At 69.9% G+C, this 13,789-nt stretch carries 9 protein-coding genes; 4 read left to right on the top strand and 5 right to left on the bottom strand.

The genetic code is table 11. The features are described 5' to 3' along the window. Window positions 1-214 precede the first annotated feature (214 nt). Window positions 215-1,630 carry an endonuclease/exonuclease/phosphatase family protein gene (locus JOD67_RS42370; RefSeq protein WP_372442329.1) on the bottom strand — a complete coding sequence of 472 codons (1,416 nt, stop codon included), beginning with the start codon at window positions 1,628-1,630 and terminating at the stop codon, window positions 215-217. Window positions 1,631-1,705: 75 nt separating this feature from the next. Continuing rightward, entirely contained in the window at window positions 1,706-2,245 is a 540-nt protein-coding gene (locus JOD67_RS13310; protein ID WP_307782382.1) for a GNAT family N-acetyltransferase, read from the bottom strand. Window positions 2,246-2,294: 49 nt separating this feature from the next. On the opposite strand from JOD67_RS13310, the gene JOD67_RS13305 reads away from it, so the two are divergent. Genes JOD67_RS13305 through JOD67_RS13295 form a run of 3 tightly spaced genes read left to right on the top strand, consistent with a single transcriptional unit; the run spans window position 2,295 to window position 5,309 of the window. Beyond that, window positions 2,295-2,843, top strand: a complete 549-nt coding sequence (locus tag JOD67_RS13305) for a GNAT family N-acetyltransferase (protein WP_205117754.1) — start codon at window positions 2,295-2,297, stop codon at window positions 2,841-2,843. A 36-nt stretch (window positions 2,844-2,879) separates the two neighbouring features. Continuing rightward, entirely contained in the window at window positions 2,880-4,109 is a 1,230-nt protein-coding gene (glgC, locus tag JOD67_RS13300; RefSeq protein WP_205117753.1) for a glucose-1-phosphate adenylyltransferase, read from the top strand. A 45-nt stretch (window positions 4,110-4,154) separates the two neighbouring features. Then, complete coding sequence (locus JOD67_RS13295; RefSeq protein WP_205117752.1) at window positions 4,155-5,309, top strand: hypothetical protein; 1,155 nt, start codon at window positions 4,155-4,157, stop codon at window positions 5,307-5,309. Window positions 5,310-5,378: 69 nt separating this feature from the next. Here the strand turns inward: JOD67_RS13295 and glgA are convergent, their stop codons facing one another. Continuing rightward, complete coding sequence (gene glgA / locus JOD67_RS13290; RefSeq protein ID WP_205117751.1) at window positions 5,379-6,533, bottom strand: glycogen synthase; 1,155 nt, start codon at window positions 6,531-6,533, stop codon at window positions 5,379-5,381. Window positions 6,534-6,552: 19 nt separating this feature from the next. Between glgA and JOD67_RS13285 the strand changes: the two genes are divergently transcribed. After that, window positions 6,553-6,930: an MmcQ/YjbR family DNA-binding protein gene (locus tag JOD67_RS13285; RefSeq protein ID WP_205117750.1), complete on the top strand. Its 378-nt coding sequence runs from the start codon at window positions 6,553-6,555 to the stop codon at window positions 6,928-6,930. A gap of 120 nt (window positions 6,931-7,050) precedes the next feature. Here JOD67_RS13285 and JOD67_RS13280 read toward each other — a convergent pair whose 3' ends face one another. Together JOD67_RS13280 and JOD67_RS13275 are read right to left on the bottom strand one after the other, a co-directional pair. Continuing rightward, a complete protein-coding gene (locus JOD67_RS13280; protein WP_205117749.1) occupies window positions 7,051-10,326 on the bottom strand; it encodes a S8 family peptidase in 3,276 nt (1,091 codons plus the stop codon). A gap of 122 nt (window positions 10,327-10,448) precedes the next feature. Next, complete coding sequence (locus JOD67_RS13275; RefSeq protein WP_205117748.1) at window positions 10,449-13,781, bottom strand: S8 family serine peptidase; 3,333 nt, start codon at window positions 13,779-13,781, stop codon at window positions 10,449-10,451. Between the last annotated feature and the right edge of the window lie 8 nt (window positions 13,782-13,789).

Genomic DNA, 13,789 nt, shown 5'->3' with positions numbered 1-13,789 from the left:
CGTCGCGCTGGTCTCCGGCACCGCCGTCGGCCGGCGCCATCCGATCCCGGTGGCGGCGACCTGGTTCGGCCTGTTCGTCCTGGCCCCGATCTGGTGGCCACCGCACGGCGCCGACCAGGAGCTGACGTGGTCGCTCGCCGAGCAGGTCGTGGGCAACGCCTACCTCGTCCTCGCGCTGACGGCCATGGCCCTCCTCGCGCGGGGCTGTGGGCCGCTACGGAATCGAGACGGTGGCGAAGATCGGCTCGTGATCGGACTGCCCGGTCGCACCCACCCGGCAGGCGAACGTCGCGCTCGGCGGACCGAAGACGTAGTCGAGCTTCAGGCTGCCGAACGTCGGCCTCCCGTCGCGGGCGCCTCCGTGCGCCGACTGGTCGCACTCCTCGTACGCGGCGTACAAGGGCACCAGCGCGCTCTTCGGCTCGTCGCCCTCGGCATCGTCCGGCGGTGACAGGTTGAGATCCCCGCCGAAGATCGACGTGTAGCCGGACTTCGCGACGCGTTGCAGCAAGGCCTGGGCCTGCTCGGGGCGGAAGTCGTCAGCCGGCGGCAAGGTCGGATGCCCCGCGCTGAAGTGCGCGGCGCAGACGTGCAGCTTTCTCGACTCGACCGTCGCGCACACCGCGACGCGCTGCTCCTGCGGGCTGGCGACGGTCGCGGGCGGCGAGGGCAGCGGATACCAGTGGTACCAGGCGTTCTCGGCGGGCACTGCCAACGCGATGCCGAACGAGCCTCGAGCAGCGCCGGCGGTGTCGCGCTGGCAGGCCTTCTGCACGAGCACGACGGGAGTGAGGTTGGGGAGCCGTTCGTACGACGGCGCGAACCGCACCGACCAGGCCCTTCCGCTGCGCCGTTCGAGCTCCTGCTCCACCAGCGGCGCGTGCGTCTCGCAGACCTCCTGGAGCAGGACGGCGTCGGCGGCGAAGCCCGCGCTGGTGGCCTGCGTCGCCACCGCGCTCGCCATCGGCCCGCCCGGGGTGTGGAAGAAGTCGCAGGCGGCGTTGTTGGCCGCGCAGACGTTCCACGACATCACCGAGACGGTGCCGGCCGATGGCGTGGGTTGGTCCGTGGTGGGAGGCGGCGGCGCGGTGAGGTCGGTGAGGACGAACCGTTCCCAACCGCCGACGGTGGTCGAGCGGGCGCGCAGCATGCCGGCGTCCTCGCCGGCTGCGTTGACCTCGGTGGTGACGTACCTCGCGGCGCCGAACGACCAGATCGCCACCGTGGTCGGGTCGCTGTCGCCGCCGTCCTCGAGGCGGAAGCGTTCCCAGGCGCCGACGCTGTCCGACCTCGCACGCAGGAGCCCTTGGTACGCGCCGGGATAGTTCGCCTCCACCGTGACGAACTTGCCGTTCGCGAGCGACTTGATGCTGAACGTGCTGCCGTCGCTGTCGTTGGCGTTGTGCAGCGTGTAGCGCTCCCAGGCACCGGCATTGGCACCGCGCGCCCGGAGCATGCTGGCGTCGGCCCCGACCTTGCTGATCTCGGTCGTGACGTACCGGCTGTTCGCCACCGCGCGGATCGACCACTCCTGGCGGGCGGCCGCCGGCGGGTCCGCGGCGTGGGCGGTCGTTGCGTGCAGGCCAGCGAGAACGAGGCCGGCAGCAAGGGCGAACGCGAGGCTGCGCATGGCGCGAATGTAGGGACCACCGCTCGCTCGCTGCGACGCCCTTGGCACCAAGCGGCCCGGCTGGGGCCGCTTGTACTAGCCAGTCGGGACCCAGAAGCGGAGCTTGCCGACCCGTTCGTCCTCCAGGACACCGCCACTGGCCTCGATCACCTTGCGCGAGCCCACGTTGTCGTTGTCGCAGGTCACGAGCACCGGGTCGATGCCGAGCGCGTGCGTGATCGGCAGCGCCGACTTGAGCATGGCGGTCGCGTGGCCGCGCCGGCGCGCGGACGGGCGTACGTCGTAGCCGATGTGGCCGCCCTGCTCGAGCAGGAACTCGGTCAGCTGGTGCCGGATCGAGAGCCGGCCGAGGTACTCGTCACCGTCGACGTACCAGAGCGTCGTCGCGGGGACGATGCCCTCCGCGCGCGGCGTCTCGGGTAGCGCGTCGGCCTTGATGGCCTCGACGTACGCGGCGAACCCGGCCGGCGTCGACCAGGTCCCGCCGTACTTCTGCGTCTCGCGGCCGAGCATCGTCCGGTCGGACGCCTGCCCGCGCCCCTCGGCGAGGAACTCCTGGACCGCGGCGAGGAACGACAGGTGGACCCGGGCAACGGGCTGAATCAGTTCAGGCACCTGCCCATTCTCCCCCGCAGAGCCAAGCGGGCTATGCGAATATCGGGCCATGCTGAACGGGGAACGAGTCCTGCTTCGCGCGACGACCCGCGACGACGTACCGATGCTGCACCGGCTCGAGTCCGATGCCGACCTGCAGCAGTTGACCAACACCAGGCCGTGGCGCCCGGAGTCGCTCGAGGCCGCCTACGCGCGGTACGACAAGGAGCTGGTCGACCTCGACAAGGCGATGGCGCTGTTCACGATCGTTCCCCGCGACCGGGCGGACGAGGTGGGGAGCGGCGTCGGGTACGGGCTGCTGTGGGGCATCGACGTGCACCAGCGCGTCGCGCACCTCGGCCTCTCGCTCGTTCCCGAAGCGCGTGGGCAGGGCTACGGCCTGGATGCCGTCCGCGTGCTGCTCGACTACGGCTTCCGCATCCGCGCCCTGCTGCGGATCGGCTGCGAGACGTTGACGACCAATACCGGCATGATCAAGGTCGCGGAGGCGGCAGGCTTCGTCCGCGAGGGTGTTCTTCGCTCCGTGGGGTACGTCGATGGCGAGCGTGTCGATGAACAGGTGTTCGGCTTGCTCTACGAAGAATGGAAACAGAAGTAGTCCCTTACGTTTGACTAGTGCGAATAGGGTGCGCACATGGCCAGGCAACCGCGCGTTCTCGGCATCGTTCTCGCCGGCGGGGAAGGCAAACGGCTGCTGCCGTTGACCGCTGACCGTGCGAAACCCGCGGTCCCGTTCGGCGGCACGTACCGGCTCATCGACTTCGTGCTCTCCAATCTCGCGAACGCGGAGTACCGGCAGCTCTGTGTGCTGACGCAGTACAAGTCGCACTCGCTCGACCGGCACGTGTCGCTGACCTGGCGCATGTCGACGCTGCTCGGCAACTACGTGACGCCGGTGCCGGCGCAGCAGCGGCTCGGACCTCGGTGGTACCAGGGCAGTGCGGACGCGATCTACCAGTCGCTGAACCTCATCTACGACGACCAGCCGGACCACGTCGTGGTGTTCGGCGCGGACCACGTGTACCGGATGGACGCGTCGCAGATGGTCGACCAGCACATCGCCACGGGCGCGGGCGTGACGGTCGCGGGGATCCGGATGCCGCGCTCGCAGGCGTCGGCGTTCGGCGTGATCCAGGCCGGCGGGCCGTCGGGGCGTGAGATCGAGGCGTTCCTGGAGAAGCCGGCCAACCCGCCGGGCCTCGCGGACAGTCCGGATGAGTCGTTCGTCTCGATGGGCAACTACGTCTTCTCGACCGATGTGCTGCTCGAGGCGCTCCGGCTGGACGCGGACGACGAGGGCTCGGTCCACGACATGGGCGGCTCGATCATCCCGCTGCTGACCGCGAAGGGCGAGGCGTACGTGTACGACTTCGCCGAGAACGAGGTGCCCGGCGCGACCGACCGGGACCGGTTCTACTGGCGCGACGTCGGGACGCTCGACTCGTACCACGAGGCGCACATGGACCTGGTGTCGATCGACCCGGTGTTCAACCTCTACAACCGGCAATGGCCGATCTACACGAGCTTCCCGCAGTACCCGGGCGCGAAGCTGGTGGAGGGCGGCCAGGCGAACGAGTCGATCCTGTCGATGGGCTCGATCATCGCCGGCGGCGCGGTCGACCACTGCGTCCTCTCGCCCGGCGTCCGGGTCGGGCGCGGAGCCCGCGTGGACGAGACTGTGGTCCTGAACAACACCGTGATCGGCGCCGGCGCGGTGATCAAGCGGGCGATCCTGGACAAGAACATCGTGGTCCCCGACGGCGCGGAGATCGGCGTCGACCACGAGCACGACCGCGCCCGCGGCTTCACCGTGTCCGCGGACGGCGTGACCGTGTTGGGGAAGGGGCAGGAGGTCATCCTCTAGCAGTGGAGAATGCTCGACGCCATGGCAGGTGACTCAGGGGGCTTGGTGAGTCGATACGCGCTCGTCTGGTATCCGAACCGGGCATCGCGAACCCATGTCGTGGACCAGGAGTCCGGCAAGCTGCTGTGTGGACGAACCCGTACGGCCGCGTTCCTGAACGCCGAGGAGGCGGCGAGGCGCGGCTTCGACCTTGCCGCGTCACCGACGTGCAAGCGGTGCCGTGACCAGCAGGCCAAGCTGCTCGAGCAGGACGGTGTGGCGCGCCCCAGCGCCTTGCAACGGATCGTTGCCGCGCTGCGCCGGCACCCGGTTCGCACGGCGCTGGTGGCGGTCGGGTCGGGCCTGGTGGCACTCGCGACGATCGTCGGAACCTCCATCACGGTCGCCGACTACGTCGCGAAGAACGACACGAGTCCGCTGAGTCTCCACCTCGCGCCATTCAGTGTGGACTATCCGCTGGTGACCTACGTGCTTCCCTTCGACGCGCCCATCGAGACGTTCCCCGCTGGCGAGGACTCCTACTGTTCACCAGAACGGCTCGAGTGGCTTCGCGCGCATGGCGCTTCCCGCTTGACCAAGTACGGCGTCGAACTCCGCAACGACGCCAAGGACGGCGCGCAGCTCTCGGTGCGAAACCTGCGGGCTCAGGGGACGTCGACCCCGGTCTCGGAGCCCGTCCTGCTGGTCGACTGCGAGTTCGGCGGCGGTATCGCGGACTCTGTCGCGCTGACGTTGGATCTCGACTCCCGTCGCCCGGCGGTGGAGAGCAGGTCGAACCGCCCCTTCGCGTTCAACCTCGCTCCCGGCGAGACGGGGTCGTTGTTGATCACGACCGAGGGACTCCAGGACTTCGCCGGCAAGGTGACCGTGGAGGCTACCGTCGAAGGCGAGACCCGCTCCTACGACGTCCCGATGTCGCCTGACAGCGGCACGTCCTTGTCGATCCCGGCGTCAGGCCTCGCGACCATCCAGCACGCGACGATGCGGAAGACGTCGGGCCAGTTCTCCTGCTGGACGGAAGGCAAGGGCAAGCCGGCGCCGGCTCTCTGCGATGCGACCGAGGTCAGGTTGCGCGTCGCTCGAGCGTGGGGGCGTACGGATCTCGTCGACAAGCTCCTGGTCGACAACCCGTTCCGCGTCCCGGGCCGGCAGCGACGGCGACGGGGTGTTCGAGGTCGTCCAGCGCTTCAACGACTGTGACCCTTCGTGCGCCGAGGGCACGACGACGGACCAGACGTACTGGTGGGCCGAGAACGACTATCGGGCCGACTAGCGGACCGAGTCGTACACCGCGAGAGTTTGGTGGGCGATCGCTGACCAGTCGAATGCGCTGATCGCGCGTTCGCGGCCGGCGCGGCCCATGGTGGCGGCGCGGGCGGGATCGCCGAGCAGTTCGTTCACGGCGGCAGCGAAGGTGCGTTCGAACGTCTCCGGGTCGTCCGGCGTGTACGGGACCAACAGGCCCGTCTCGCCGTTCGCGACGACCTCGGGGATGCCGCCCACGGCGCTGGCGACGACGGCTGTCTCGCAAGCCATGGCCTCGAGGTTCACGATGCCCTGCGGCTCGTAGATCGAGGGACAGCAGAAGACCGTCGCGTGGGTCAACGCCTGCAGGATGTCCTCGCGCGGGAGCATCTCCTGCACCCACACCACGCCGTCGCGCGAGGCCTGCAGCGAAGCCACAGCGGACGCCATCTCCGCGGCGATCTCCGGGGTGTCCGGTGCTCCGGCCAGCAGCAGAATCTGCGCGTCAGGGTCGAAGCGGGCGGCCGCTCGGACCAGGTGCGCCACACCCTTCTGGCGCGTGATCCGCCCGACGAAGACGACGTACGGCCGCGCCGCGTCGATCCCCACCCGCGCGAGCACGTCGGTCTCCGCGACCGGGTGGTACAGCGACGTGTCGATCCCGTTGTGCACCACGTGCACGCTCGACGCGTCCAGGAACGGGTAGCAGTCCAGCACGTCGTCGCGCATCGCGTGGCTGACCGCGATCACCGCGGCAGCGCCGGAGTACGCCGTCTGCTCGGCCCACGAGGACAACCGGTAGCCGCCACCGAGCTGCTCCTCCTTCCACGGGCGCCGCGGCTCGAGCGAGTGCGCGGTCAGCACGTGCGGCACACCATGCAGCAGGCCGCCCACGTGCCCGGCCAGGTTCGCGTACCACGTGTGCGAGTGCAGGAGCTCCGCCTCGCCGGTCACCGCCGCCATCTCCAGGTTCGCCGCGAAGATCCGCAATGCCGGGTTAGCGCCCGGCAGCCGAACGTCCTGCTCCGAGTGCGCCACCGCACCCGGACGCGGCTCCCCCAGACAGTGCACCGACAGCTCCACCAGCGACCGCAGCTCGCGGCTCAGGTAGTCGACATGGACGCCAGCGCCGCCGTAGACGTGGGGCGGGAACTCCCGGGTGAGCAAGGCGACTCGCATGTTCGCGACAATAGGCGCTATGGCCAGCGACCCGCTCGACCGGATCCGGAAGCTCTGTCTCGCGCTGCCCGAGGCCACCGAGCGCCTCAGCCACGGCGAGCCGACCTGGTTCGTCCGCGACAAGAAGGTGTTCGTCTCGTACGCCAACCAGCACCACGACGACCGCGTCGGGATCTGGGCCGCCGCGGGCGAGGGCGTGCAGACCGAGCTGATCGCGACGGATCCCGAGCGCTACTACCGGCCGCCGTACGTAGGCCACCGCGGCTGGATCGGCATCTACCTCGACGTGCCGGCCGACTGGGACCGGATCGAGGAGCTCATCGAGGACGCGTATCGCCAGATCGCCCCGAAGAAGCTCCTCGCCCAGCTGGACGCGGAGACCAGCGACGGCAAATGATCATGTTTACATGATCATTTGCCGCTCTACGTGGGATACACCCCGCGTAGAGCACCCACTCACCAGGTAAAGCGGCATCGGTGCCCCGTCCGCCAGCACCACCGACCTACCCACCAGGTCCTAGCGCAGTCCGTACGCTCGGACCACCGACTGGTCGAGCCGGTTGCCGAACCGGTCCGTTGCCGATACCCGCAGCGACACGAACGCGCCCTTCCTCGGCGGAGCTACGAGCACCTCGAAGTCGCCGTGCCGCGACGGCCGCACCGAGGCGCGCGACCACGACGTGCCGTCGTCGAACGACACGTCGACCGTCGGGCGCCGCACCGTACCGAACGCCGAGTCAGGCAACGGATCCAGCGCCATCGGCACCCACTCCGACCGCCACGAGGCCCGGTTACGCGAGTCCACGTCCGGCGCGAACCGCGCGACCGCGGCCGGCAGCCGCGTCTCCGACTCGACGTGCGACGACCGGAACGTCCACGAGATCGCCTGCCGGGTGGAGAAGTCCGCGACCGACCGTTCGACCGTCGTCGCCAACCGGTACGTGGCCGACGCCGCCGGAACGTCCGCGAACAGGACCCCGGGCTCGGACGACTCCGCGACCCGCTGCCCGTTCCGGTACAGAACGGTCTCGCCCGCGTCCACCGCGGACGCACCCACGTGCCCCGCGGCGTCGGAGAACAACGGCACGTCCATGACGATCGAGTCGCCGCTCCGCGCGACCGGCGGGTTCTTCCCGCCCGTCGGCCACGACGGTCCGAACACCGCCGCGTTCCACTGCTCCGACACGCGGTCGCCGGGCTGCAGGAAACGCTCGTCCGCGCGCAGCGTCGTCAACGTCACCGGCGCGTTCTGGCCATCGCGCACGACCTCGTCGAACGACGCGTTCCAGCCCACGCCCTCCGGCTGCACGTACTGCGTCGCCTTCCCGGGCAGGTCGTACGGCACGCCCAGCGACGCTCCGCCCGCGGAGGTCCCCGGCGCCAACCCGAACAGGTACTTCAGACCCTCGCGCTTGGACACGGTCGAGGAGAACGTGGCCGTGATCCTCGCCAGCTGGCTGTCCTTCACCGTGCGCTGGAACCCGGTGACGTACTTCCCGTAGCCGAACCAGTTCAGCGCATAGAAGTACGGCGTGTTCGCGAAGTTCCCCTTCGGCCCTTCCTCGCCCCACTGCCCGGTGACGCGCGACACGAAGTCGCTGTCGGGAACGGTCGGGCCGAGGTGCGCGGTGTAGAAGCCGTCGAGCGTCCAGGTCAGGTAGCCCGAGATGTGGTCGCCCCGTCCGTGCTTGCGCAGGTAGCCGATGTCGATGATCGCGGCGTCGGCGGACTTGCGCGGCAAGGTCACCTTGACAGGCTTCGCGAGCCGGGAGTCCAAGGTGACTCGCGTGTTCGCGCCGACTTCGATCAACGGACGCACGAGCATCGCCGTGTCCCAACCGCCACCGTTCCGGGCCGTCCCGACGTACGTCTCCAGGTGGTAGCGGCCCTTCGGCACCCGAACGGTCACCACACCGGACGGGTCGGTCGGATGGATCCACAGGCTGTCCGGGTCGTCGATCGAGTACAGCGTCGTCACGACGTTGCCTGTCAAGGCACCCTTGCGGTCGACTGCCGACAGCGTCAGGTCGTAGCTCTCCGGCTCGAGCTCGACCGCGAGCGGGACGCCGACAGTCTGGCCGCCCCCGCTCGCGACGATCCGCCCGTGGTAGATGCCGGGTGGCCCGTCGTGCCGAGTGTTCGAGGTCACCGTGACCGTGGCCGATCCCCCGGCCGGCACGGTGACACTCGACGCGCTCACGGTCAGCGCGCCAGCGGGGGCAGGCTGTCCGTTCGCGTCGAGAAGGGTCGCCTCGAGGGCGAGCGTCGCTGCTGTCAACCCGAGGTTGCGGTACGTCAGCTGCCGCGACACCGGAAGGTCGTCGTCATGCGGCCAACCCTGCTTGCCGAACGAGAGACCGCCCGGCGACGTGACCACGTTCTGCTTGATCGCGGCGGCGACGTCGATCCGACCCGAACCCTGGTCGTACGGGCGCAGCGACGGATTCGGCCACGCCGACGCCATCAGCGCCGCCTTGAGGTCGGAGCCCTTCCAGGAAGGATGCTGCTGCGCGAGCAGGGCCGCGGCGCCCGCGACGTGCGGTGTCGCCATCGACGTACCGGAGGCGCGGATGTAGCCGGGCTCCACGACCGGACCCATTTCGGTGCCGGCCGCCTGCGCCGCGACGATGCCGACGCCGGGTGCGGTGACGTCCGGCTTCATCCCGAGGTCGCCGATCCGGGGGCCGCGGCAGGAGAACACCGCGAGCTGCTCGTTCCGGTCGCTCGCGCCGACCGACAGGGCGGCGTCCGCGGTGGCCGGCGAGTTCACGTACTCCCCTTGCGTACAACGCGGCCGGTTGCCCGCCGCCGCGACGAACAGCGCGCCGGTCTGGGCGGTGAGGTCGTTGACGGCCTGCTCGAGCGGGTCGATGTCCGGGGTGTCCTCGCCGCTCAGGCTGAGGTTGATCACGCGGGCGCCCTGCTCGACCGCGGCCCAGTGCATGCCCGCGATCAGCGCGGAGTCGGGGCAGCTGCCGGAGTTGTCGCACACCTTGCCGTCGAGGATCTGCGCGTCGTACGCCACGCCGCGGTACTTCGCGTTCGTGCCGGCGATCGTCGAGGCGACGTGCGTACCGTGGCCGAAGCCGTCGCCGGCTGGGTCGGTGGTGAAGTTCCTGCTCGCGACGACCTGGCCCGCGAGTGACGGATGCGCCGCGTCCACGCCGGTGTCGAGGACCGCGACCTTCACGCCGCGTCCGGTGAACCCGGCCTGCCAGGCGGCCGGCGCCCCGATCTGCGGGACGCTCTGGTCGAGATCGATCTTGCGCAGCCGGTCCAGCCAGACCTTGCCGCGGACCTGCTTGCTCAGCAGGGCGTTCCAGAACGTGCCGGGCTCGTCGAGTCGCATCGCGACGCCGCCGACCGTGGCAAGCGAACGAACGGCGGACGCACCTGCGCCCGCGAACGAGCGCGTCCCGCCGGTCACGATCACCGGCAGCCGGTCGTGGTAGCCGGACGCGGCGAGCTCGGTGACGTCGAACAGGTGCCGGTCCAGCGTCCCGTTCGCCACCAGCGGCGCGGCGTCGGTCGGGATCACGTACAGGTGACCGCGGGACCGTTCGGTCTGGAAGCTCACGTCGCGGCGGCCGGGGCCGCGCAGCACCGACAGCCGCGCGCCGTCGGGCGAGAGCAGCACCACGCGGTCGCCGGTCAGCAGCGTCACTGCCTTCTGCGACTGCGGCTGCGGCTCGGCGGCGGCCGGGCTTGGGGCTGCCGAGGCCGGCACCGGCGCGCCCGTGACGACCAGCGCGGCCGCGAGCACGACGGCCCGCAGGAGAGGAGTCGATCCCATGCTCCGCATTGTGAGCAAGAGGTGAACGCAGGTGGAGAGTACGAGCTGGCGGGAACCGGCGTTGGCTGGATCCCGCCAGCGGCGTACGCGTACGACGTCCGTTACTGGACGCGGATCGCTGGCTACCGAATGCCGTACGCCCGGATCAGCGTCTGCTCGAGCTCGTTGCCCGAGCGGTCCTCAGCCGTCGCGCGGAGCGAGACGAACTTCGCGTTCTTCGGCTTCAGGACGGCCTTCCAGGCGTTCTTGCCGGACGGCAGCAGCGGCGCCTTGTGCCAGGTGTCGCCGTCGTCGTACGACACCTCGACCCTCAGCTTGTGCAGCTTGCCGACAGCCGAGCCGGCCTGCGCCTGCGCGGTCAGCGGAAGCACCACGATCGGCTTGCGCTTGGCGTAGTTCTCCGCGTCGACGTCCGGCTTGTACTGCACCGACCACAACGGCAGCGGTTTGAAGTCCTCGCCGGCAACGTGGCCCGAGCGGAACTTCCAGCTCACGTCCTCCACCGTGGTGAACGGCGCGAGCTTGGTGCGGTCAGCGTGCGTCTCGAGCGTGAACTCGCCGCGTCCTGCTGGCAGGTTGTCGACCTCGACGTAGCCGGCGTACTCGGTCTCGCCGACCAGCTGGCCGTTGCGGAACAGCTTCGTGTACCCGCTGTCGGCCAGGGAGTAGCCAGCGTGGCCGCCCTGGTCGCTGAACAACGGCACGTCGGTGAACAGGAAGTCGCCCGCGCGGCCGGCCGCCAGGATCTCGCCCGGGAAGGCCGGCGAGAACGCGGCGGCGTTCCAGCGTTCCTTGTACCGCTTGCCCGCCTTCAGCGTCCGGGGCTCGGCGTTCAGCGCCGTGACGTCGTTCGGGAAGCCGTCCGGGTCGAGGACGAACTCGCTGAAGCTCCCGCCCCACCGCACGCCCTGGGGCTGGTTCAGCTCGGTCACCGTCGACGGCAGGTCGGACACCAGACCGGCGGACCAGCTGCCGCTGCCGTTCGGCCCGTAGGCGAAGACCACCTTGCTGCTCTGGCGTCCCGGCAGCGTCTGCGACGCCGCGGCTTTGACCGTCGCGAGCTGCTTGTCCTTGACCGACTTCTGGAACCCGGTGAAGTACGTGCCGGTCTGGTACCAGGCGAGCCCGTAGCGGTACGGGGAGTTGCGGAACGCCCCGTCCTCACCAGGCTCGGCCAGCTGCAGGTTGACCCGCGCCGTGAACGACGTCGGGTCGAGCGCCTCGCCCTGATGTGCGGTGTAGATGCCGTCGAAGCTGTCCGCCAGGTACGACGAGTCGAGGCCGGAGTTCTCGGTGAGGATCAGGTAGCCGATGTCTGCCAGCAACGGCTTCGCCGACGCCTTCTCCGCCTTGATCGAGATCGGCTTCGCCTCGCGGGCGTCGAACGTGAGCGTGGTGGTCTTGTCGACCGTGATCGTCGGGCGCAGCAGCACGCTCGACGTACTCGCCTCGTCCTCACCGGTGTCGATCGCGCTCTCGATGAGGTAGTCGCCCTTCGGCAACCGGACCTTGGTGGCGGTGTTGCCGAAGTAGAAGTTCCAGAAGTCGACGCTCAGGCCGAACACCAGGTCCGACGCCGAGCCGTCGGCCTTGCCGTCCCGGTCGATGTGGTTGATCGTGACGTCGTAGCTCTCGATCTCCTTCTCCACACCGAACGGGGTGATCGCCGACGCCGTTCCGGCGGTCGCGGTGATGCTGCCGCTGTAGAAGCCGTCCGGGCCGGCGTGCTTGGTGCTGGCCGTGACGGTGACGTCAGCGGTGCCGCCCGCGGGAACGGTGACCTCGTTCGCGCTCATCGTGAACGCACCTGCCGGCGCGGGCTCGCCGTCCGGACCGGTCATCGTGCCGGCGAGCGCGAGGGTGACCGGTGCGCTGCCGAGGTTGCGGTACGTCAGCGTCTTCGCCACCGGCTGGTCGTCGTCGTGCGGCCACCGCTGGGTGCCGAACGACAGGCTGACCGGCTCGGAGACGACCGACTGGGTGATCGCCTTCGCGACGTCCACCCTGCCCGCGCCCTGCTCGAACGCGGCGAGCTCCGGGTTGGGCTTGGCCGAGGCCATCAAGGCGGCCTTCACCTGCGGGCCCTTCCAGTCGGGGTGCTGCTGCGCGAGGATCGCGGCGGCCCCGACGACGTGCGGGGTGGCCATCGACGTACCGGACAGGCTCAGGTACTTGTCGCCGACGGGGGTGCCGATCGAGGAGTCCTTCGACTTCGCCGCGACGATGTCGACGCCGGGAGCGGTGATGTCGGGCTTGACCGCGCCGTCGCCCACCCGCGGGCCGCGGCTGGAGAACGAGGCGAGCTGGTCCTGCTTGTCGACCGCGCCCACGGTGAGCGCGGCATCGGCACTGCCGGGCGAGCCGACCGTCTTCGCGCCGAACTCGCCCTCGTTGCCGGCGGCGATGACGAACAGCGTGCCGGTCGTCTCGGTCAGCGTGTTGACGGCCTCCTCGAGCGGGTCGAGCTCCGGCGTGTCGGTGCCGCCGAGGCTGATGTTGACGACCTTGGCGCCCTGGTCGACCGCCCACTGCATGCCGTCGAGGATGGCGGACTCGGGGCAGCCGTAGAGCTCGCAGACCTTGGCGTCGAGCAGTTGCGCTTCGTACGCCACGCCCTTGTACCTGCCGTCCGACGCGGCCGCGGTGCCGGCGATCGTCGACGCCACGTGGGTGCCGTGGCCGACGAGGTCCTTGGCCTCCTCCGCGGTGAAGTTCTTCGCGGCAACGACCCGCGCGGCCAGGTCGGGGTGGGTGGCGTCGATGCCGGTGTCGACCACTGCGACCTTGACGCCCTTGCCGGTGAAGCCCTTCGCCCAGGCGGTGGGCGCGCCGATCTGCGGGACGCTCTGGTCGAGGACGGGCTTCTTGATCGCGTCCAGCCAGACCTTCTCCAGGCCGGTGCTGAGCGTGGTCGGGCCGGTGATCTGATGCCAGAAGTTCGTCGCCTCGCCTGGGCCGACGCTGACGGCCTGGCCGCCGATCGCCGGCAGGGCGCGCTCGGTGTCGGCGCCGGCCTGGCGGAGCGTGTTGGCTCCGTTCTTGCCCTTGGCGTAGGTGACGATCAGCCTGAGGCGCCCGTCCCGCTGGGCGTTGGTGAGCGCGAGCACGTCGAACAGTCGCCGGTCCACCTTCCCGGACTGGACCAGCGCCGCGGCGTCGCGCGGGATCACGTACAGCTTGCCGTCGGCCCGATGCGTGCTGAACGTCATGCCCCGGCGGCCCTCGCCGGGTGTCACGCTCGCCTTCGAGCCGTCCTTGGCGTACAGCGTGACGCGGTCACCGGTGACCAGCGTGACCGTGCTCAGTGCGCCCGGCTGCGATGCCGGGCGCGTGCCGTTCGCCACTGGGTCCGTTGCCGCGAGGCCGCTGCCAGTCCCGGCGACGAGCACCCCGGCGATTCCTGCTACGAGGACGGCGAGGCTCGCCGTTCTCCCCCGTTGCTTCCACCACTTCATGCATGACC

Source organism: Tenggerimyces flavus (assembly GCF_016907715.1).
GTDB lineage: Bacteria > Actinomycetota > Actinomycetes > Propionibacteriales > Actinopolymorphaceae > Tenggerimyces > Tenggerimyces flavus.
Note: the sequence above shows the minus strand (reverse complement) of the source record. Positions and strands in the feature narration are given on the sequence as shown.